General features: G+C 63.6%; 19 protein-coding genes. 8 read left to right on the top strand and 11 right to left on the bottom strand.

Annotated elements, in window-relative coordinates; genetic code table 11:
• Window positions 1-41: 41 nt before the first annotated feature.
• Window positions 42-947: a TauD/TfdA dioxygenase family protein gene (locus HX851_RS32635; protein ID WP_177065083.1), complete on the bottom strand. Its 906-nt coding sequence runs from the start codon at window positions 945-947 to the stop codon at window positions 42-44.
• Window positions 948-1130: 183 nt separating this feature from the next.
• On the opposite strand from HX851_RS32635, the gene HX851_RS32640 reads away from it, so the two are divergent.
• A complete protein-coding gene (locus HX851_RS32640; RefSeq protein WP_177063540.1) occupies window positions 1131-2051 on the top strand; it encodes a LysR family transcriptional regulator in 921 nt (306 codons plus the stop codon).
• 35 nt (window positions 2052-2086) lie between these two features.
• Here HX851_RS32640 and HX851_RS32645 read toward each other — a convergent pair whose 3' ends face one another.
• Entirely contained in the window at window positions 2087-3112 is a 1026-nt protein-coding gene (locus tag HX851_RS32645; RefSeq protein ID WP_177065085.1) for an ABC transporter substrate-binding protein, read from the bottom strand.
• Window positions 3113-3434: 322 nt separating this feature from the next.
• On the opposite strand from HX851_RS32645, the gene HX851_RS32650 reads away from it, so the two are divergent.
• The 3 genes from HX851_RS32650 to HX851_RS32660 are packed head-to-tail and all read left to right on the top strand — an operon-like array spanning window position 3435 to window position 7469.
• Window positions 3435-5033 (top strand): ABC transporter permease, encoded by a 1599-nt coding sequence (locus tag HX851_RS32650; RefSeq protein WP_177063538.1) that lies wholly within the window; start codon window positions 3435-3437, stop codon window positions 5031-5033.
• Entirely contained in the window at window positions 5030-5845 is an 816-nt protein-coding gene (locus tag HX851_RS32655) for an ABC transporter ATP-binding protein (protein ID WP_177063537.1), read from the top strand. Before HX851_RS32650 ends, HX851_RS32655 begins: the two co-directional genes overlap by 4 nt.
• A gap of 13 nt (window positions 5846-5858) precedes the next feature.
• On the top strand, window positions 5859-7469 hold the full coding sequence (locus HX851_RS32660) for an arylsulfatase (RefSeq protein WP_177065087.1): 1611 nt from the start codon (window positions 5859-5861) through the stop codon (window positions 7467-7469).
• Window positions 7470-7563: 94 nt separating this feature from the next.
• Here the strand turns inward: HX851_RS32660 and HX851_RS32665 are convergent, their stop codons facing one another.
• Entirely contained in the window at window positions 7564-8637 is a 1074-nt protein-coding gene (locus HX851_RS32665) for a fatty acid desaturase (RefSeq protein ID WP_177065090.1), read from the bottom strand.
• 96 nt (window positions 8638-8733) lie between these two features.
• Here HX851_RS32665 and HX851_RS32670 point away from each other — a divergent pair, with 96 nt between their 5' ends.
• Entirely contained in the window at window positions 8734-9738 is a 1005-nt protein-coding gene (locus HX851_RS32670; protein ID WP_177065092.1) for an AraC family transcriptional regulator, read from the top strand.
• Window positions 9739-9973: 235 nt separating this feature from the next.
• On the opposite strand, the gene HX851_RS32675 is transcribed toward HX851_RS32670, so the two are convergent.
• Entirely contained in the window at window positions 9974-10660 is a 687-nt protein-coding gene (locus HX851_RS32675; protein ID WP_177063533.1) for a Crp/Fnr family transcriptional regulator, read from the bottom strand.
• An 86-nt stretch (window positions 10661-10746) separates the two neighbouring features.
• Between HX851_RS32675 and HX851_RS32680 the strand changes: the two genes are divergently transcribed.
• A complete protein-coding gene (locus HX851_RS32680) occupies window positions 10747-11271 on the top strand; it encodes an Mpo1 family 2-hydroxy fatty acid dioxygenase (protein WP_177063532.1) in 525 nt (174 codons plus the stop codon).
• 174 nt (window positions 11272-11445) lie between these two features.
• Here the strand turns inward: HX851_RS32680 and HX851_RS32685 are convergent, their stop codons facing one another.
• From HX851_RS32685 to dibA, 6 genes are all read right to left on the bottom strand, one after another.
• Entirely contained in the window at window positions 11446-12435 is a 990-nt protein-coding gene (locus HX851_RS32685) for a sulfate/molybdate ABC transporter ATP-binding protein (RefSeq protein WP_017124743.1), read from the bottom strand.
• Window positions 12436-12438: 3 nt separating this feature from the next.
• Window positions 12439-13311: a sulfate ABC transporter permease subunit CysW gene (gene cysW, locus HX851_RS32690; RefSeq protein ID WP_177063531.1), complete on the bottom strand. Its 873-nt coding sequence runs from the start codon at window positions 13309-13311 to the stop codon at window positions 12439-12441.
• A 12-nt stretch (window positions 13312-13323) separates the two neighbouring features.
• Window positions 13324-14142, bottom strand: a complete 819-nt coding sequence (gene cysT / locus HX851_RS32695) for a sulfate ABC transporter permease subunit CysT (protein ID WP_177063530.1) — start codon at window positions 14140-14142, stop codon at window positions 13324-13326.
• An 82-nt stretch (window positions 14143-14224) separates the two neighbouring features.
• Window positions 14225-15235 (bottom strand): sulfate ABC transporter substrate-binding protein, encoded by a 1011-nt coding sequence (locus HX851_RS32700; RefSeq protein WP_017124746.1) that lies wholly within the window; start codon window positions 15233-15235, stop codon window positions 14225-14227.
• A 158-nt stretch (window positions 15236-15393) separates the two neighbouring features.
• Window positions 15394-15576, bottom strand: coding sequence for a sulfur starvation response protein OscA (oscA, locus tag HX851_RS32705; RefSeq protein ID WP_007945260.1), 183 nt, complete (start codon window positions 15574-15576; stop codon window positions 15394-15396).
• Window positions 15577-16127: 551 nt separating this feature from the next.
• Window positions 16128-18047: a phosphodiesterase DibA gene (dibA, locus tag HX851_RS32710; RefSeq protein ID WP_177065094.1), complete on the bottom strand. Its 1920-nt coding sequence runs from the start codon at window positions 18045-18047 to the stop codon at window positions 16128-16130.
• A 167-nt stretch (window positions 18048-18214) separates the two neighbouring features.
• Between dibA and desA the strand changes: the two genes are divergently transcribed.
• On the top strand, window positions 18215-19399 hold the full coding sequence (gene desA, locus HX851_RS32715) for a delta-9 fatty acid desaturase DesA (RefSeq protein WP_177065095.1): 1185 nt from the start codon (window positions 18215-18217) through the stop codon (window positions 19397-19399).
• Between the two features lie 149 nt (window positions 19400-19548).
• On the top strand, window positions 19549-20538 hold the full coding sequence (locus HX851_RS32720; RefSeq protein WP_177063527.1) for a GGDEF domain-containing protein: 990 nt from the start codon (window positions 19549-19551) through the stop codon (window positions 20536-20538).
• Window positions 20539-20629: 91 nt separating this feature from the next.
• Here the strand turns inward: HX851_RS32720 and HX851_RS32725 are convergent, their stop codons facing one another.
• A complete protein-coding gene (locus HX851_RS32725) occupies window positions 20630-21841 on the bottom strand; it encodes a response regulator (protein ID WP_177063526.1) in 1212 nt (403 codons plus the stop codon).
• Between the last annotated feature and the right edge of the window lie 31 nt (window positions 21842-21872).

Here is a 21872-nt window from a genome sequence, read left to right on the forward strand (position 1 = left end):
CGGGCTTGCCCGCTCGCCACCTATCCTCGCCCGCGCCAAACTCAAGCGCCCTTGAGCGTCTGGCTGCGCTGCCCCTGCACGCCCACCGGCACTTCGCCCTTGAGCGTCACCCGCCGTACGATCCGCTCCTGGGTGCCATAGTCGTCCACCGCGTAATGCTGGGTCGAACGGTTGTCCCAGATCGCCACGTCGCCGCTCTGCCAACGCCAGCGCACGGTGTTTTCCAGGCGGGTCACATGGCTCTGCAACAGGTTGAACAGGTGCGCCGAATCCGCCAGCGAATAGCCCTTGATGCGTTTGACGAAGTGCCCCAGCAACAGGCTCTTCTCGCCGCTGACAGGGTGCACCCGCACCACCGGATGCTCGGTCTCGTACACCGTCGAAGTGAAGATCTGGCGATAGCGCTCAAGCTTTTCCGCCGAGACATTCGGCCGCGAGCCGGCATAGTCGTATTCGTTGCTGTGCACTGCCCAGAGCTTGTCCGCCAACTCGCGCAGTTCCGCCGGCAATTCCTCGTAGGCCGCCGCCGTATTCGCCCACACGGTGTCGCCACCGGAAGTCGGCGCCAGCACCGAGCGCAGGATCGAGGCCTTCGGATAGGCATCGACGAAGGTCACGTCGGTGTGCCAGGAATTGGCCCGCTGGCCTTGCGCACCATCCAGCTCCAGCAGGTAGCGCGTGCCATCGCGCACCGGCACCGTCGGGTGCGCCACCGGCTCGCCGAGCAAGTGCGAAAAGGCTTCCTGGCTCTGGTCGTCGAGGTGGCTCTGGCCGCGAAAGAAAATCACCTTGTACTGCACCAGCGCTTGCTGGATCGCCTCGATGAGGCCGGCCTCCAAGGCACCGGAAAGCTCAAGGCCGCGGATCTCGGCACCGATACGGCCGGCCACCGGATGAATATCCAGGGTGTGCACAGCGGGTTTTACAGCAAGTGCGGCATTGCTCATGGGGGAACCCTCGTCGGACTGCTTACGGTTTGAGCCGCAGCGAAACAACGCTCTATCTATATTCAATTTAGGTCTAATAGATAATAACATGCTTCGTTGACGGAATAAGAGCTTGCATTTAAAACCTCAAGCCTCACTCGTCGCAAATGCCTTCGAGCTATTTTTCGGATGCCGGGAAAGCATATGGATCTTCGCCAACTGCGCTATTTCATCGCCCTCAACGAACACCGCAGTTTTGTCCGCGCGGCGGACGCCATGGGCATCACCCAGCCGGCCTTCAGTCGCAGCATCCAGGGGCTGGAACAGGAGTTCGGCTGCGTGCTGGTGGACCGTGGCAACAAGGACCTGCGCCCGACACCGGAAGGCCAGGTGGTGCTGCAACACGCCCTGACCCTGGTCCAGGGCGCGGCGTTGCTGAACGCCGAAGTGACCCAGATGACCAAGCTCGATGCCGGCGAACTGCGCTTCGGTTGCGGCCCGGCGCCGGCGGTGAAGCTGGTACCGGAAGCGGTGGCGCGGTTTATCGACGCCCACCCGAAAGTGCGTACCCGGTTCCAGGTGGATAACTGGGAAAAACTCAGCCGCAGCCTGAGCCGCGAGGAGATCGAATTCTTTATCGCCGACATCCGTCATTTCGAGGCCGACCCGAATTTCCAGACCCAGGCGCTGACACCCCGGCGCGGGGTGTTTTTCTGCCGCCCCGGACACCCGTTGCTGGCCAAGGACAGCCTGTCGACCAACGATATGTTCGACTATCCGCTGGCGACCACGCTGATCCCGCCGGGCATCCGCAAGCTGCTGGCGAACCTCAGCGGGCGCACGGATTTTTCGCCGAATATCGAGACCGAGCATTTTCCGGCGCTGGTGAAGATCGTTCGCCAGTCCAATGCGATTGGCGTCGGAACCCACGAGGCGTTTGTCGAGGATGTGGCCCAGGGCTCGCTGGTGTTGCTGCACTGGCGCAACCTGCCGCAGAACATCGAGAGCATGAACGCCCGCTGCGGGATCGTCAGCCGCACCGGCTTCCGGCTGTCGCCGGCGGCGCGGGCGATGATCGAGACGCTGGTGGCGGTGGACAGCCAGGAAGATCGCGTCGCCGTTTAGGACCTCTTCGCGGGCAAGCCCTCAGGCGCCACGGATCACAACCCTGCCGCCGCCAGGTTCGGTGCCACCCAGTCGGTCACCTTGAACGGCTTGCGGATCAGCTTCTGCCGGACCGCCAGATCCACCGAATCCTGCAGTTTGCCAAGGAACACCGGGTCCAGTTGCGAAGGGAAAATCTCGCTGAGTTTCTCGTCCTTCAGGTCCTGCTGGAGAATCACCGGTGGATAACTGGCCAGTCCCGAGACCAGTTGGACATAGGCATCCTTGTTGCCATCCTCGGTCAGCCACTCCACGGCTTGCTGCTGGGCCTTGAGCAGCTTGTCGACCACATCCGGATGGGCATCGACAAACGCCCCGGAACCCACCAGCACACTCTGGATACTACCGGCCCCGCCCAGCGCCTTGGTGTTCACCGGCAATTCGGCCAGGCCCTTGGCCTGCAAGGCCGTCAGGTTCGAACTGCCCCACGACGCATCGATCTGCTTCGCCGCCAAGGCCGCCACCGCCGCGCTGAAATCCAGGTTGATGACCTTGAAGTCCTTCTCGCTCAGGCCCTGGCTGGCCAGCGCGGCATCGAAGGAGAGCTGGCTGGCGGTGCCACGGAATACCGCCACGCGCTTGTCCTTGAGGTCCTCCAGGGTCTTGATCCCCGAACCGGGCACCACGCCCAGGTACTGCTTGACGCCACGCGCCGACGCGCTCAGCAACCGCGTATCCAGCCCGTTCGACTTGCCGATGATCGCCGCCAGGTCGCCCAGGTAAGCGAAGTCCACCTGGCCGTTGGCGAAAGCTTCATTGATCACCGGGCCGGCACCCTTGAAGAAATTCCATTGCACCTTGATGCCCTGGTCGGCAAAGGCCTTTTCGTAGATCTGCCGGCTGCGCAGCACATCCACCACACCGCCGCCACTGTGTTCGGTGCCGGCACTCAGGTCAGGCACGGCAATACGGATCTCCTTGATCTCGGCCGCCTCGCCCGACAGCGGCAGGTAGCCCAGCACGCCGGCCAGGGCGGTGGTGGCGAACAGGCGGGCAACGCTGCCCTTGAACAGGGTTTTCATGGGGTGGTGCTCCTTTGCGACAGGCTTCGAGGCGCTGAAGGTAGGCACAGCCATGACCAACAATAAAATACTAATAATTCACATTTTAGTAACTTTAAAGAATATATACGCTGGAACAGGGCTCCCATCACGGTATGCATAACGCGCATCGAAAATATTCTTCGAATGCATTGGATGCTTGCCCTGCGCAGGCCTTAAATGGCCTTTCCTTATCTCCCAATAGAATCGATAAGATTTTTTATAGATCGAACAAGCATATTCAAACGAGCTCGTTCAAATCAGCGCCGTGCATCGCCCGGAACACCGACAACGGAGGTCTGCCATGGCCCGTGTATCTCTCCTCAGCCTGCCCCTGGCACTGCCGCCCGCCGGGAAGCAGCGGTCATGGCCCAACCTCGGCCCGCGGGCCTTGCCCTGGCTGCTGCCACTGACGCTCGCGGCCCTGTGGTGGATCGCCAGCCGTGAGCGCTGGATGAGCGAGCAGATCCTGCCGCCGCCATCGCTGGTCTGGCAAAGCGCCCTGGACCTGGCCGGCGGCGAATTGTGGAGCCACCTGTGGATCAGCCTGCAACGCCTGCTGCGCGGCTTGCTCGCCGGGGTCGGCATCGGTGCCCTGCTGGGCGGCTTGCTGGGTTTCAGTCGGCGTGCCGAACGCTGGGTGTTCCCCACCTTCAGCGCCCTCGCACAAATCCCGACCCTGGCCTGGATTCCGCTGTTCATGGTGTTTTTCGGCATCGGCGAAATGCTCAAGCTGGTGGTGCTGATCAAGGCCGTCGTGGTGCCGGTGACCCTGCATACCCTGGTTGGCGTGCGTGATGCCCAACCGAGACTGCGCGAGGCTGCAGCGGTCCTGCGGCTACCGCCGTACCTGCTGGTCCGCCGGCTGATCCTGCCGGCCGCGCTGCCGGCGTTCATGGCCGGCCTGCGCCTGGCGCTGGCCGCCGGCTGGACCTCGCTGCTGGCCGTGGAACTGCTGGCCTCCAGCGAGGGCATCGGCTACCTGATGGTCTATGCCCGGCAACTGTTCATGCTGGATATCGTCTTTGTCTGCATCCTGGTCATCGGTGTGCTCGGCGTGCTGATGGATCGCGGCATCGCCCTGCTCGACCGGCGCCTGGTGCACTGGCCGCATCCGGCCACCGCGCAGATTCCCCGTGGCCCGCGCTATCGGGGCTGGCAACGCCTGCAACCCTGGGCGTTGCCGCTGATGCTGCTGGTGCTCTGGCAACTGGCGAGCGACCAGCAGTGGGTCGACGCGAATATCCTGGTCAGCCCGTTGGCGGTGCTGCACAGCCTCTGGAACGGCACTCTCGACAACAGCCTGCCCGCCAGCCTGGGCCTGAGCCTGAAACGCACCCTGGCCGGCCTGCTGCTCGGCGGATCCCTGGGCTTTGGTCTCGGACTGCTCCTGGGACTGTCGAAAATCGGCGAGCGCCTGCTCGGCCCGAGTCTGTCGGCGCTGCGCCAGATCGCGATTTTCGCCTGGGTGCCGTTGATCACCGCCTGGTTCGGCCTGGGCGAACTGGCCAAGGCGGTGTTCGTCGCCCTGGCCGCCTTCTTCCCGTTGTTTATCGCCACCCAGCGCAGCGTCGCCAACCTCTCGCCGCAACTGACCGAAGCCGCCCAGGTACTGCGCCTGGACCTCTGGCAGCGCCTGCGCAAGCTGGTGCTGCCCGGCGCCGCCCCGGGGATTTTCGCCGGGCTGCGCCTGAGCCTGATCTACGCGTGGCTCGGCACCCTCGGCGCCGAATACTTCATGCCGTCCAACGGCGGTATCGGCGCGGTGATGATCGGCGCCCAGCAACTGCTGCGCATGGACGTGATCATGGCCGGCATGCTCCTGGTCGGCCTCACCGGCGCCCTGATCAACCTGCTCGGCCAACGCCTCGAAACCCGCGCCACCCGCTGGAGACACGCATGAACGCACCGATTGTCAGCTTCAACCAGGTCGGCAAATCCTTCGCCGTCGACGGCGCCGAACTGCAGGCCATCGACGAATTCAGCCTGGACATCGCCGAGGGCGAATTCGTCGCCATCGTCGGCTCCAGCGGTTGCGGCAAATCCACCTTGCTGCGCCTGCTGATCGGCCTGGACACCGCCTTTCGCGGCGAGATCCGGGTCGATGGCCAGGCGATCAAGGGCATCGGCAGCGAACGCGGCATCGTGTTCCAGGAACACCGGCTGTTTCCCTGGCTGACGGTCGAGGAAAACATCGGCCTGGGTCTGGTCAACGAACCGTTGGGTAACGCCGAACGCCAGCAACGCATCAACGATTTCATCCAGTTGGTGGGGCTCGGCGATTTCACCCGCGCCTATCCGCACCAGCTCTCCGGCGGCATGGCCCAGCGCGTGGCGATTGCCCGCGGCCTGGTGGCCAGCCCGCGCATCCTGCTGCTGGACGAACCCTTCGGCGCCCTCGACGCCCTGACCCGCCAGCAGATGCAGGACGAGCTGCTGGCCATCCGCGCCCGGGCCAGGATCACCACGCTGCTGGTCACCCACGATGTCGAGGAAGCGATTTTCCTCGCCGACCGCGTGGTGGTGATGGAGCCGCGCCCCGGCCGGATCAAGCAGGTGGTCGAAGTCGCCCTGCCCCACCCGCGCCAGCGCAGCAGCTTCGATTTTCACCAACTGCGCGAAGAACTGCTCCACGAACTCACCAGCGACGACCACTACCAGCCGCCGGCTCCCGAACAGATTCGCGACCTGCCCCTGACCTTCATTGCCTGCTGAGAGGAACCCCGACATGGCGCAACGCCCGAATTTCCTGGTGATCCTGGCCGACGACCTCGGCTTCTCCGATATCGGTGCCTTCGGCGGCGAGATCGCCACGCCGAACCTCGATGCGCTGGCCCACGGCGGCCTGCGCCTGACCGACTTCCACACCGCACCGACCTGTTCGCCGACGCGCTCGATGCTGCTGACCGGCACCGATCACCACATCGCCGGGATCGGCACCATGGCCGAGGCGCTGACCCCTGAGCTGATCGGCAAGCCGGGCTACGAGGGTTATCTCAACGATCGCGTGGTGGCCCTGCCCGAACTACTGCGCGAAGCCGGCTACCAGACCCTGATGAGCGGCAAATGGCACCTGGGCCTGACCGCCGGGCTGGCGCCCCATGCCCGTGGTTTCGAGCGTTCGTTCTCGCTGTTGCCCGGTGCGGCCAACCATTACGGCTTCGAGCCGAGCTACGACGACAGCACCCCGGGACTGCTCAAATCGACCCCGGCGCTGTACATCGAAGACGACCGTTTCGTCGAGCAACTGCCGGCGGATTTCTATTCTTCCGATGCCTTCGGCGACAAGCTGCTGCAGTACCTCAAGGAGCGCGACCAGACCCGGCCGTTCTTCGCCTACCTGCCGTTTTCCGCGCCGCACTGGCCGTTGCAGGCACCGGCCGAAGTGGTCGCCCGGTACAAGGGGCGCTATGACGCAGGGCCGGAGGTGCTGCGCCTGGAACGCCTGGAAAAGCTCAGGCGACTGGGACTGATCGACACGGACGTGGAGCCGCATCCGCTGCTGGGCCTGAATACCGAATGGGCAGCCTTGAGCGAGGAACAGCGCCAGCTGTCCGCACGGGCCATGGAGGTCTATGCGGCGATGGTCGAGCGGATGGACTGGAATATCGGCCGGGTAGTGAGCTACCTGCGCAACCAGGGCCTGCTGGACAACACCTTTATCCTGTTCATGTCCGACAACGGCGCCGAAGGCGCGCTGCTGGAGGCCTTCCCCAAGTTCGGCCCGGAACTGCTGAGCTACCTGAACCAGCACTACGACAACAGCCTGGCGAATATCGGCCGGGCCAACTCCTATGTCTGGTACGGTCCGGCCTGGGCCCAGGCGGCGACGGCACCGTCCCGGCTGTTCAAGGCCTTCACCACCGAAGGCGGGATCCGCGTGCCGGCGTTGCTGCACTATCCGGCGCTGACCCGGCCGGGGCAGATCAGCCATGGTTTTTCGACGGTGATGGATATCACCCCGACCATTCTCGACCTGGCCGGCGTGCGCCATCCGGGCAAGCGCTGGCGCGGCAAGGAAGTGGCGCCGCTGCGCGGCAAGTCGTGGCTGGGCTTCCTCTCGGGCGAGACGGCGCAGGTGCACGACGAACACACGGTCACCGGCTGGGAGCTGTTCGGCCGGCGGGCGATTCGCCAGGGGCACTGGAAGGCGGTGTATATCCCAGGCCCCGTGGGGCCGGCGACCTGGCAGCTGTATGACCTGAGTGTCGACCCCGGGGAAATCCACGACCTGGCCCAGGCCCTGCCGGACAAGCTCGCCACCCTGATCGGGCATTGGCAGCGCTACGTCGAGGAGACGGGGGTGATCCTCAGTGCTTCGCCGTTCCAGCCGGATTGAGACAAGAGCAAAACCTGTAGGAGCCGGCTTGCCGGCGATGGCGCCCTTGAGGACAACACAAGACTGACCGGCCTCATCGCCGGCAAGCCGGCTCCTACAAGGTTGAGGTGCTCGCCGCTTGCGGGCTGCGCCGCTCCTGCCCGGCAAACCGGTTCGCCCGGCCGAACGTGCCGAGATCATTGAAGCGCACGCCCATCTCGGCCATCACCTTGTGCGCCACCGACGCGGTCATCTGGCGGATATAGAACGGCTCCTTGACCACGAAATGATGAATCCCGTGGGTGCTGCCGAAGTTGCAGCAGAACGCCTGCAACGGCCACAGCCACCAGGGATTGAGCACCTGGGTCTGCTGGATCACGTTGCCCGGCTCGACATCGCCGTAGTAGTGCATGTTCGAGCTGATGAAATGCAGGCAGAAGGTACGCAGCACGTTCGGCCCGATCAGCACCACCACGGCGATATCGATCACCCGCATCACCGCCAGGGTAGCGGCCGACCAGTCGATAGGCGCCCCGAGCAGGCTGGCGAGGCCATTGGCGCCATGAAAGCCGAGGAATACATACCACGCGCCCCAGTGCAGCAGGGCCAACGGCGCATAGACCAGGAACACTCGCTTGAGAATGCTGCGCCGGTGCGCCCAGGTCTTGGCGCGGGACATGCGGATCAGCGCCGACATCATGTTGTCACCCACCATCAGCAGCCGCGCCAGGCCCCAGGGCTCGCCGTTGGTGATCGCCCGCTCCTCCATGTCGGCCTCGGTGCCGGAGACCTTGTGGTGGTTGAGGTGCAGGTGACGACGGACCCACGGGTTGATGGTGCTCGGCCGCGCCAGCCAGACCAGCGCCAGCATCAGGTTGTGGGGCAGCCGCTGCTTGCGGAAGTACATGCTGTGGATCAGGTCGTGTTCCAGCTCGTGGGTCAGCGACGCCAGGAACGCATTCAGCAACAGGCACGCCCACCAGGCCAGGTAGCCACTCAGGTAGAGCGTCGCCGAGCCGAGCATGCCGGCCAGGGCAAAGGCCAGGATGCCGGCGCCCAGGGCGTCCTGGTGGTTGAGCAGCGGGTAGCGCCGACGCAACTCCACGCCCCGGGCCATGACCACTTCACGAATGTGTGCGCTGCGTTGCTGAGCATTCAGGCGCTCGGGACTTGCGTAAACACCCTCCATGATTCCATCCTCTGGTTATTGATGTTGGCATCCTGCGCCGCGCCGTCACCCAACGTAGTAGCCGCGAACGCCAACCTGTTGACCGGATGCGCCAACATGCCTGAACCGACCTCGCTTTCCAGCTGGACCCGCGCCCTGCGCAAGCAGCTCGACGCCCTCGGCCTCGACAGCGCCGCCCTGTGCCGCGAGGCCGGGCTCGATCCGCAGTTGATGGACGACCCCAACGCCCGCTACCCGCTGTCGGCCACCACGCGCCTGTGGCAACTGGCGGTGACGGCCAGCGGCGATCCGGCGATCGGCTTGCGGGTCTCGCGCTTCGTCAGCCCCACCACCTTCCACGCCCTCGGTTATGCCCTGGTCGCCAGCGGCAGCCTGCGCGAGGTGTTCGAACGTATCGTGCGCTATCACCAGGTGGTCAGCGACGCCCTGGAGCTGGAACTGAGCCGCGAGGGCGAGTGCTACCGCTTTCGCCTGCAGGTGCCCAAGGACAGCCCGACACCGGCGCCGGAAGCCATCGACGCCTTCGCCGCGATCTACGTGCGCACCTGCCGCAACCGCCTGGGCCGCGAATACGCACCGCTGGCGGTGCATCTGCGCCGGCCCGAACCGGCCGATCCGAAGCCTTGGCACACGGTGTTCCGCGCCCCGGTGTTCTTCGCCGCCGAGGAAGATCGCCTGGAGTTCGCCTGTGCCGACTTCGACAGCCATCTGGACGACGCCAACCCGGAACTGGCCGAGCATAACGAAGCAGTACTCAACCGCACCCTGGCGCAGCTCAAGCCGCTGACCTGGGAACGCAAGGTGCGCCAGGCCATCGAGGCGCAGTTACCGGAAGGCGAGCCGTCCGCCGAACGCATCGCCCAGGCCCTGCACCTGAGCCTGCGCAGCCTGCAACGGCACCTGGCCGACGAGGGCTGCCGCTACGACACGCTGCTCAACGAATGCCGGGAAAACCTCGCGCTGCTGCACCTGCGCGACCCGCAGTGCTCGCTGAGCGAGGTCAGCTACCTGCTCGGCTTTGCCGATACCAGCAGCTTCAGCCGGGCGTTCAAGCGCTGGACCGGAATCACCCCGGGACAGTTCCGCGACGGGCTGCGCTGACCCTTTGCAATACTGGCTGTGGTCTGGCTGCGAGCCTACGGTGACGATCACTGTGGCGAGCGGGCTTGCCCGCGCTGGGCTGCGAAGCGGCCCTAAAATCGGCGAACCCGGTATATCAGGCAGACCAAGTTGTTCGGTTTTGCGGCTGCTGCGCAGCCGAACGCGGGCAAGCCCGCTCGCCACAGAAGCGCCTCATCGCCACAAGACGGCGGCTCGTCGCAGATTGCCGCGATACTCAGTTGCTGGCCGCCGCCCGCAGGCGTTCCAGGTCGAGAATCTCGATTTCACCGTAGTTCAGGTGGACGATGCCTTCGTCCTGCAAGCCCTGGAGAATCTGGTTGGTGGTCTGGCGTGACAGCGACAGCATCGACGCCAACTGATCCTGGGCCAGCGGGATCAGTTGCCGCGAGCGATTGAGCTCGCCATAGCCTTCGGCGATCTGCAGCAGCCGATGCGCCAGGCGCGCGGGGGCCGGCAGCAGGCTCAACTGTTCCAGGCCGATAAAGGTCAGGCGCAGTTTCTGGCTCATCAGCAGGGCGAACTGCCGCCAGTATTCCGGGTGCTCTTCCAACAGTTCCAGCAGGACACTCTGCGGCACCTGCAACAGGATGGTGTGGCCGACCGCGTAGGCATCGTGGGTCCGGGGCAGGCCGTCGAACAGGGAAATCTCGCCGAACCAGTACGGCAGCTCGATCAGGCTGAGCAGCGCTTCCTTGCCTTTTTCACTGACGGCGCCGACCCGTATCGAGCCTTCGAGGACCGCATACAGGCCGCACGGCGGGTCACCACGCTTGAACAGGCGCTGACCCGGCGTCAGGCGCCGCCCCTTGGCCGCGGCCAGCAAGCTATCCTGCAAGTGAGCAGGCAGGTTGCTGAACCAGTGACCCGTCAGCAGGCGCGAGCGCCAGGCAGATACGTCCATGAGAACTCCAAAACGATTGTCGTCTAGCCGACAGTGCAAATTTTCCGGTTGGGGCATGATCCCATCACCCTACAGGAGGAATAACAATGAAAAACCTCGTCGAGCATCTCAGTCAATACGCGGCGTACCACCGTGATCCGCGCAATATCGCCAGTCACTTCATCGGTATTCCGCTGATCGTGGTCGCCGTCGCGGTGCTGCTGTCACGGCCGGGATGGCCGGTGGCCGGGCTCTGGCTGACCCCGGCGGTGGTTTTGGCGGTGGTCTCGGCGTGGTTCTATCTGCGCCTGGAAGTGGCCCTCGGGCTGCTGATGACGGTGCTGCTCGGCCTATCCGTTTGGCTAGGCCAGATACTTGCCGCGCAGAGCACGATGGTCTGGTTGAGCAGCGGCCTGGGCCTGTTCGTGCTCGGTTGGGCGATCCAGTTTGTCGGGCATTACTACGAAGGGCGCAAGCCGGCGTTTGTCGACGACCTGAGCGGATTGATCGTCGGACCACTGTTCGTGGTGACGGAACTGGCGTTCCTGCTGGGGCTGCGCAAGGCGCTCAAGCATGAAATCGAGGCGCGGGCGGGAGTGGTGCGGTTGCGGGAGAAAAACGTCAGGGCTTGAAATGATCATGGTGGCGAGCGGGCTTGCCCGCGCTGGGGCGCGAAGCGCCCCCCAAAACCTGAGAACTCGGTGCATCGGATAGGCCGAGCTCCAAGGTTTTACGACTGCTGCGCAGCCGAGAGCGGCGGTGCGGCGTTCCGACAAGCCCGCTCGCCACACGTATTGCAGGGCCGATCAGATATTGGCCAGTTTCTGCCAGACCTTGGGCTTGAAGAACAGCGTCTCGCCCCGCGCCAGGCCGATCAGGCTGTCGTGGTCCTTCACCACTTCGGCCTCGATCAGTTCGCTCTGGCCCTCGACCTTCAGCGTCACCCGGGTGGTCGCGCCCAACGGACGGATATCGCGCACTTCGGCCGCATGATGGTCTTCCAGTTCATGCCGCGACAACGACACCTCGTGGGGACGGAACAGCACATGGTTGTCCTCGCCCAGGTGCAGGCGGTTGGAGTCGCCGAGGAAGTGGTAGACGAAATCGCTGGCCGGGTTCTCGTAGACCTCGCCCGGTGAGCCGATCTGCTCGATCACACCCTTGTTCATCACCACGATGCGATCGGCGACTTCCATCGCTTCTTCCTGGTCGTGGGTCACGAACACCGACGTCAGGTTGATGTCTTCATGCAGACGCGCCAGCCAGCGCCGCAATTCCTTGCGCACCTTGGCATCCAGGGCACCGAACGGCTCGTCCAGCAGCAGCACCTTGGGTTCCACCGCCAGGGCCCGGGCCAGGGCGATCCGCTGGCGCTGGCCACCGGACAGCTGTTCCGGGTAACGGTCGGACAGCCAGTCCAGTTGCACCATGTTCAGCAGTTCATGGACCTTGGTGGCGATCTGGCTTTCGCTCGGGCGCTGGTTCTTCGGCTTCATGCGCAGACCGAAGGCGACGTTGTCGAACACGGTCATATGGCGGAACAGCGCGTAGTGCTGGAACACGAAGCCGACGTTGCGATCACGCACGTCGTGACCGGAAACGTCTTCGCCGTGGAACACGATGCTGCCGTCATCCGGGGTTTCCAGCCCGGCGATGATCCGCAGCAGGGTGGTCTTGCCGCAGCCGGACGGGCCGAGCAAAGCCACCAGCTCGCCGCTCTGGATATCCAGGTTGATGCTGTTCAGGGCCTTGAAGGCATTGAAGTTCTTGCTGACATTACGGACTTCGATCGACATGACTTATTCCTCCGCGGCGCTGGCGCGCAGGCGGTTGATTCGGTTTTCGCTCCACTGCTTGAGCAGCAGGATGAAGAGCGCCAGGATCAGCAACAGGCTCGCCACGGCGAACGCGGCCACGTGGTTGTATTCGTTGTAGAGGATCTCGACGTGCAGCGGCAGGGTGTTGGTCACCCCGCGAATGTGCCCGGAAACCACCGACACCGCGCCAAACTCACCCATCGCCCGCGCCGTGCAGAGCACGACGCCGTAGATCAGGCCCCACTTGATGTTCGGCACGGTGACATGCCAGAACATCTGCCAGCCGTTGGCGCCCAGCAATCGCGCCGCCTCTTCTTCCTGGGTGCCCTGCTCCTGCATCAGCGGGATCAGTTCACGGGCAACGAAGGGCACGGTGACGAAGATGGTCGCCAGGACGATGCCCGGCAAGGCGAAGACGATCTGGATATCGTGGTCCGCCAGCCACGGGCCGAACAGGCCCTGGGCGCCGAACATCAGCACATAGACGAGACCGGCGATCACCGGCGAGACCGAGAACGGCAGGTCGATCAGCGTGACCAGCATGCTCTTGCCGCGAAAGCTGTACTTGCTCACGCACCAGGCGGCGCTGACGCCGAATACCAGGTTCAGCGGCACCGAGATCAGCACGGCGATCACCGTCAGTTTCAACGCCGACAGGGCGTCCGGCTCGAAAATCGCGGTGAAGAACGCGCCGAGGCCGAGCTTGAGGCCCTGGGATACCACGATAAACAGCGGCAGCAGCAGGAACAGGGCAAAAATCAGCCAGCCGAGGCCGATCAGGAGCCGTCGCGAAACGGCACTGCCACGACGGGCAGCATTGGCCGAGGAAGCGGCGCTTATGGACGATTGGGACATGTTCGCGCCTCCTTATGGGGTTTCGATACGCCGCTGCAGCAAGTTGATCAGCAGCAACAGGACAAAGGAAACCACCAGCATCATTACGCCGATGGAGGTCGCGCCGGTGTAGTCGTACTGGTCGAGCTTGACCATGATCAGCAGCGGCAGGATTTCAGTCTTCATCGGCATGTTGCCGGCGATGAAGATCACCGAGCCGTACTCGCCGACGCCACGGGCAAAGGCCAGGGCGAAGCCGGTCAACCAGGCGGGCAGCAGCGCCGGCACGAGGATATGGCGGAACACCTGCAGGGGCTTGGCGCCCAGGCAGGCCGCGGCTTCCTCGACTTCACGGGGAATATCGGCGAGCACCGGCTGTACCGTGCGGACCACGAACGGCAGGGTCACGAAGGTCAGCGCCAGGGTGATGCCCAGCGGGGTGTAGGCGATCTTGAAGCCCAGGTCGGCGGCGAACTGCCCGACCAGGCCGGTGGGCGTGTACAGCGCGGTCAGCGCGATACCGGCGACGGCGGTGGGCAGGGCGAACGGCAGGTCGATCATCGCATCGATGATCTTGCGTCCCGGGAAGGTGTAGCGCACCAGCACCCAGGCCAGCAGCGTACCGATAATGCCGTTGATGATGGCCGCATACAGCGCGGTGCCGAAGCTCAGCTTCAGGGCCGCGAGCACCCGCGGTGCGGAAATGATCGCCCAGAACTGTTCCCAGGTGAGTTGGGCGGCGTGCACGAACATCGCCGCCAGCGGTATGAGCACAATCAGGCTGAGGTACACCAAGGTGTAGCCCAGCGTCAGCCCGAAGCCGGGTATGACGGGGGAGATACGACGTGACATAAAAGTCCTTGGTTGTGACGCACAAAAGCCCCGAATGAAATCCGGGGCTCCGAGCTTGGCTTACTGTAGGTTACCGTTTCAGTTACTGGGCCTGGTAGATCTGGTCGAACACGCCACCGTCATTGAAGAATTTCGGTTGCGCCGACTTCCAGCCGCCGAAGTCCTTGTCGATGGTCACCAGGTCAAGTTTCGGGAACTGCTTCTCGTACTTGGCGGCGACCTTCTCGTCACGTGGACGGTAGAAGTTCTTCGCGGCGATTTCCTGGCCGGCCGGGCTGTACAGGTGCTTGAGGTATTCGGTGGCGATCTCGGTGTTGCCTTTCTTCTCGGCATTCTTGTCGACGACAGCCACCGGCGGTTCGGCGAGGATCGACAGGGAAGGCACGACGATATCGAACTTGTCGGCGCCGCCGTCTTCCTTGAGGGCCAGGAACGCTTCGTTTTCCCAGGCCAGCAACACGTCGCCCTGACCGTTGTTGACGAAGGTGATGGTCGAGCCACGGGCGCCGGTGTCGAGGATCGGCACGTGCTTGAACAGTTCCTTCACGTACTCCTGGGCCTTGGCTTCGCTGCCGCCGGCTTTCAGGCCGTAGGCCCAGGCGGCGAGGAAGTTCCAGCGGGCGCCGCCGGAGGTTTTCGGATTCGGGGTGATGACCGAGACGTCTTTCTTGATCAGGTCGTTCCAGTCCTTGATGCCCTTGGGATTACCCTTGCGCACCAGGAACACGATGGTCGAGGTGTAGGGGGTGCTGGCGTCCGGCAGGCGCTTCTGCCAGTCCTCGGGCAGGGTCTTGCCGAGCTTGGCGATTTCGTCGATGTCGCCGGCCAGGGCCAGGGTCACCACGTCGGCACGCAGGCCGTCGATCACGGCACGGCCCTGCTTGCCGGAACCGCCGTGGGATTGCTGGATCTTCACGTTGTCGCCGGGATGAGCCTGCTTCCAGAAGCTGGTGAACTCGGCGTTGTAGTCCTGGTACAGCTCACGGGTCGGGTCGTAGGACACGTTGAGCAGTTCATAATCCTTGGCAACAGCGGAACCGGCAAACACGGCACTGGCGAGCGCGGCCAGGGCGTAACGGCGAATCGACGACATGGTGAAGCTCCCGAAATTTTTTGGTGTGTTGGCTTTTTTCTTATGGCGCTTCAAGCCCGCATTCGTGCTTGAACGCTGCAGTTTTTTCTGGGGGGCATGGATGACGCCCTCCGGTTGACCAGTCGGGCCTCTGACGAACTCAGAGGGTGATGCGCAATTCAGCTGGGTTTGTTGCTGGGGTTTTGCAGACGGAACTTTTCCTTGCGTTCGATCTGTACTACCTGAGCGTTGTGGACGGTGATTTCCACCGCACCAAAACGCAGGTCGCGCAAGGCGCTCTGGATCTCACGCAGGATGGTTGCTTCGTCCTGGCCGTCAACGCTACGCAGAGATGCGCTCATGGTCGTGCTCCTGAAATAAGGGTTGCCCCGGCAGTGGCGGAACTGCTTATGGCGTGGAGGCAATCTTAGACAGGCGAAGTTATTCTTAAAAATACTATTTAAGAATTTTAATATAACCAAATTGTCATCAGGGGAATATGGAGAGCTGGCCGCCGCTGCGCGTCGGTTCGCCGGCAAGCCGGCTCCTACAGGTTCTGGGTGTATGCAGCTCTCTGGCAGGGCTCAAACCGTGCAGGAGCCGGCTTGCCGGCTCCTGCAGGTTCTGGGTGTACGCAGCTCTCTGGCAGGGCTCAAACCGTGCAGGAGCCGGCTTGCCGGCTCCTGCAGGTTCTGGGTGTATGCAGCCCTCTGGCACGGCTCGAACCGTGCAGGAGCCGGCTTGCCGGCTCCTGCAGGTTCTGGGTGTACGCAGCTCTCTGGCACGGCTCGAACCGTGTAGGAGCCGGCTTGCCGGCTCCTGCAGGTTCTGGGTGTATGCAGCCCTCTGGCACGGCTCGAACCGTGTAGGAGCCGGCTTGCCGGCGATGGCGCCCGATCAGGCGCCACAAGGCTCAGACGATAGACGGCGCTCTCAGCCAATCGAGCTTTTGCGCCGGCATCGGCCGACCGAACCAGTAGCCCTGTCCCAGATCGCAACTCTGTTCGAGCAGGAACCGCGCCTGTTCCTGCTGTTCGATGCCCTCGGCATGCACCTGCATGCCCATGCTCTGCGCCAGCGCGATCACCACGCGGACAATCGCCGCATCGTCCTCATCCCACGGCAGGCCGGCGACGAAGCCCTGGTCGATCTTGAGTTTCTGCACCGGCAGGCGCTTGAGTCGCAGCAACGAGGAATAACCGGTGCCGAAATCGTCGATCGCCAGGCTCACCCCCAGTTCACGCAGGCGATGCAGTTGCTCCAGCGCCACCTCGGGATCCTCCATCACCGCGCTTTCCGTCACTTCCAGTTCCAGCAGCGCCGGGTCCAGGCCGGTGTCGTCCAGCACCTTCGCCACCTGCTGGTACAGCTCGCGACGGGCAAACAGCCGGCTGGAGACGTTGACCGCGATAAACGCCAGCGCCACCCCCTCGCTCAGCCACTGGCACATCTGCCGGCAGGCCTGCTCCATGACCCAGGCATCGATCTCGGCGATCAGCCCGGTCCGTTCGGCAATCGGGATGAACTCGCCGGGCGACACCAGTCCGCGTTGCGGGTGCTCCCAGCGCACCAGGGCCTCGACCCCGATCAGCCGGCTGCTGCCGAGCTCGTGCACCGGCTGGTAATAGACCCGCAGCTCATCCTGCTCCAGGGCCCGGCGCAGCTCACTGGCCATTTCCACCCGGTGCTGGGCGTGGGCCGTCAGTTCCTCGGTGTACAAGGCATAACCTTCACGACCGGCGCTCTTGGCCTTGAACAGGGCCGAGTCGGCATTGCGCAGCAACTGTTCGGCATTCAGTGCATCGCTGGGAAACAGGCTGATGCCGATGCTGGCGTTGATGAACAACTGGTGCTCGTCGAACTGGAACGGTTCCTTCAGGCCTTCGATCACCCGCTGGGCCAGGGCCGCCGCCTGGACCACCTGCGGGCAGTTCTCGGCCAGTACCGCGAATTCGTCACCGCCCAGCCGCGCCAGAGTGATACCGCCGCCGAACAGGCCTTGCAGGCGCTCGCCCACCGCCTTGAGCAACTGATCGCCGATATTGTGGCCCAGGCTGTCATTGATGATCTTGAAGTGGTCGAGGTCGATCAGCAGCAAGGCGCAACCGCGCTTGTGCACCTGCGCCGAGGCCAGCGCCTGGGCGGCACGGTCGGAGAACAGCAGGCGATTGGGCAGGCCGGTCAGCGGGTCGTAGTGCGCCAGCTGGCTCAGCTCGTACTGGGAATCCTTGATCGCACTGATATCGGAAAATACCGCGACATAGTGGCTGAGCTGGCCCTGGTCGTCGCGGATCGCGCGGATCGTCTGCCACTGCGGGTAGATCTCGCCGCTCTTGCGTCGGTTCCAGATTTCGCCGCTCCATTCGCCACAACCCTCCAGCGCCTGGTAGACCTTCTGATAGAAGTCCGCCGAATGCCGGCCGGACTTGAACAGGTTCGGCCGCTCGCCCAGCACCTCGGCCTCCTGGTAACCGGTAATCGCGACAAACGCCCGGTTGACGTGGACGATCAGGCCGTCCCTGTCGGTGACCAGCACGCCTTCGCGGGTGCAGTCGAAGACGGCGGCGGCCTGGCGCAGGCGTTCCCGGTCGCCGGCCGTGGAGGCGCGCTCGGCGGCGGCATGGGCAAAACGCTGGTAACGGGCATGGATAAGGAAAATCAGCACCGCACTGACACTGACCCACAGGTAACCGCGAATGATCTGCCAGTGTGCCAACTGCTCGGGCTCATCGAAAAAACTGCTCAACAGCTGTTGGCTGAGCTGGATCCAGAGGATCGACAGCAGCAGGTACAACACGCCCGCCTTCAGAGCATTGCGGTATGAAGTTGCCATAAACGGTGCTAATTCCCTCTAGAAATGCCAAATTGCCCTACAAATCGGCCGGAATTATAGAGTAAGAAACATCCGGCCACTCTTATCTGAAACAGCGACTGGTTTTCTCTGGTGGCTCGGTGATAATGCGCTGGCTGTTCTTTACTTTATCGAGGGCCATACAGCCTATGTGGTACAACGGTTTTCTTGACCTGTCAGCCTGGCAACTGGTGGCAGTCACTCTGTTGATGACCCACGTGACCATTGTCGGCGTCACGGTCTATCTACACCGCTATTCGGCTCATCGCTCCCTGGAGCTGAATGCCGGCCTCAAGCACTTCTTCCGTTTCTGGCTGTGGCTGACCACGGCCCAGAATACCCGCGAGTGGACCGCCATCCACCGTAAACATCACGCAAAATGTGAAACCGTCGACGATCCCCACAGCCCGGTGATCCTCGGCCTGTCCACGGTCCTGCGTACCGGCGCCGAGCTGTACCGCGCCGAGGCGCAGAATGCCGAGACCCTGCGCATCTACGGCAAGAACTGCCCGGAAGACTGGCTCGAGCGCAACCTCTACTCGCGCTACAAGCTGCTCGGCATCGGCCTGATGGCGGTGATCGACCTGCTGCTGTTCGGCGCCATCGGCATCACCATCTGGGCGATCCAGATGATGTGGATCCCGTTCTGGGCCGCCGGCGTGATCAACGGCCTGGGCCACGCGGTCGGCTATCGCAACTTCGAATGCCGCGACGCGGCCACCAACCTGGTGCCCTGGGGCATCCTGATCGGCGGCGAAGAACTGCACAACAACCACCACACCTACCCCAACTCGGCCAAGCTCTCGGTGAAGAAGTGGGAGTTCGACCTGGGCTGGGCATGGATCAAGGTCTTCAGTTTCCTGCGCCTGGCCAGGGTGCAACGCGTCGCGCCCATTGCCCACCGAGTCGAAGGCAAGGGTCACCTGGACATGGACACCGCCATGGCGATCCTCAACAACCGTTTCCAGATCATGGCCCAGTACCGCAAGCTGGTGATCGCCCCGCTGGTGAAACAGGAGCTGGCCAAGGTCGATCATTCGGTCCGTCACCAGTTCCACCGGGCCAAGCGCCTGCTGTCACGGGAAACCAGCCTGCTCAGCGACAAGCACCAGCTGCGCATCGAAACCATGCTGGCACACAGCCAGGCGCTCAAGGTAATTTACGAGAAACGCCTGGCCCTGCAACAGATCTGGGTCAAGACCAGCTCGAATGGTCACGATATGCTGGCGGCGATCAAGGACTGGGTCCACGAAGCCGAGGCCAGCGGCATCCAGTCGCTGCGTGAATTCGCCAACCAGCTGAAAACCTACTCGCTGCGTCCGTCCGTCGCCTGACACCGTTGATCGGCGCACCTCGCCTTGAGGTGCGCCGTTCGGAACTTAGCGGCCATTCCCTTATCTCAAAATGCACTTCGCCATCCCGGCGGGTTGTCGGTGTCGCCGCGCCAGATACTGGCGTGACACACCCTTTGAGATGTGTGCCGATGATCAATAAAAACCCGCGACCGCCTTCCCTCCAACAGTGGCCCGAAGCCGCTGAAACCCTGCTCGCCCTGATGCACGCGCAAGGTGAAGTCGCGCGCCTGAGTGAACGCGAACAGCTGTTCAGCTCCCTGCTGGTCAGCGTCAACGCCGTGTTGTGGGCCTTCGACTGGGAGGCCCGGCAGATGCTCTATGTCAGCCCAGCCTACGAACGCATCTTCGGCCGCTCCGCCGGCCTGTTGCTGGCCGACTACAACGAATGGCGCGACAGCATCTACCCCGACGACCTCGACTACGCCGAGCGCAGCCTCGCCGAAGTCCTGGAAAAAGGCGCGGTGGAAGACCGCGAGTACCGCATCATCAGCGCCGACGGCGAGATCCGCTGGCTCAGCGACAAGTGCTTCATCAGCCGCCATGCCGAACCGGGGCAGCGGGTGATCGTGGTCGGCATCGCCGAGGACATCACCGAAAAGAAGGCCCTGGAAGACGAACTGCAGCGCCTGGCGACCACCGATGTGCTGACCCGCAGCAGCAACCGCCGGCACTTTTTCGAATGCGCCCACCGCGAGTTCGAGCAAGCCCGCCTGCAGGACTCGCCGCTGGCCTTCCTGCTGCTGGATATCGATGACTTCAAGTTGATCAATGACACCTACGGGCACCCGGAAGGTGACGTGGTCCTCCAGCGCATCGCCGAGACAGGCCGTTCGGCGTTGCGCAGCGGCGATCTGTTCGGCCGTATCGGCGGCGAGGAATTCGCCGCGCTGCTGCCCGGCTGCGCGCCGGACATGGCACGACAGATTGCCGAGCGACTGCAACGGGAAATCCAGCGCCTGGCGTTCAGCCATGACGGCGAGCAGTTCGGTATCACCGTCAGCCAGGGCCTGACCAGCCTGACCCCCGAGGATGAAGCCCTCGACAGCCTGTTCGCCCGGGCGGACGGCGCGATGTACCAGGCCAAGCGCCAGGGCAAGAATCAGATCGTGCTGGCGTAACGAAGATCTCGAGTCCAGCGAGATTTGTGGCGAGCGGGCTTCGCCCCAAACTTCCTGCAGGATCCCGCATCCAACCTGACCCCAGGGGTCGTCAGTTCTTGCGCAATCGCATCAGCTCCGGCAAGCCGATGCGCAGTAGTCGCGCCGTGCGGCTCTTGGCCAGTTCCTCGACGCCCTCGTTGGGCGTCAGGCGCGCCAGTTGCGCCGACAGGCTCATCACCAGGGCCTCGCGTGAATACACTCCGCCACCGAGCTGATAGACCGCCGCAATCAGCTCCCGCAGCTCCAGCGGCAGGCGCCAGCGGGTGCGCAACGCGGAACCGTAGCCGGCGCCGAATTCGTAGAGCGACTCGCCGATCAGTTCGTCATCCAACTCGCCACCCGCCTGCTGCCATTCCTGCATGCAGCGCAACAGCGCCAGGTCGCCCAGACGGTGCAGCAGGCCCGCGCAGTAACAGCGCTCCTGATCGAGGTCGAGCAGGCGCGCCAGGGTGCGGCCGTACTCGGCGGTATGCAGCGACAACTCCCAGTAACGTTCGGCGTAATCGGCCAGCGCGGCATCGCTGAGCTTGGCGCTGCGCTTGAGGCTCAGGCCGAGGATCAGGTTCATGCTTTGCGCCGCACCCAGGCGGTGCAGGGCCTGGGCCAGGGTCTGCACCGTGCTGCCATGGTGCTGTGCCGCACTGTTGGCGGCGGCGATCAGTACCGCGGTGATCTGCGGATCGGTGCGGATTTCCTGCTCCAGCAACTTCAGGTCGAGGCCATTGGGATTGAGGCTGCGCTTGACCGCGACCTGCACGTCGGCCATCAGCGGCGCGCCCTCGGACTCTTCGCGACGGCGTTCAAGAAAGATTTTCAGGGTCATGCCCGGCGCCAGGGCCGGAATCTCGCAGGACACGTTCTGCCCGGCATCCAGCAGCAGGTCCTGCAGGCGCTGGGTCAGGCTTTCCATGTTCAGGGGTTTGGTCAGGTAGGCCGTCGGTTGCAGCGCCACGGCTTCACGCACGCTGGCGACGTCATTGCGCGAGCTCAGCAGAATGAACGGCAACAATGGATGACGCTTTTTCTGGCGCACGCCGTAGAGCAGGCTCAAGCCGTCGACGCCCGGCAACTCCCGGTCGGCGATCACCAGGTCGAAGGGTTGTTCATTGAGCAACTGCAAGGCTTCCTGGCCATCGGCGCACAATGCCAGCCGTGCATCGCAACGCACATTCAACAATACCTGCTTGAGCAGGTCCCGTGACCAAGGATCCGCCTCGGCAATCAACACACGGGGTACAGCGGGTAAATCCACAGCAGTCATCAAGCTCTCTCCGAGGGCGCTCCTAGCACCT

Source organism: Pseudomonas gingeri (assembly GCF_013385635.1).
In the GTDB taxonomy this organism is placed as follows: Bacteria; Pseudomonadota; Gammaproteobacteria; order Pseudomonadales; family Pseudomonadaceae; genus Aquipseudomonas; species Aquipseudomonas gingeri_A.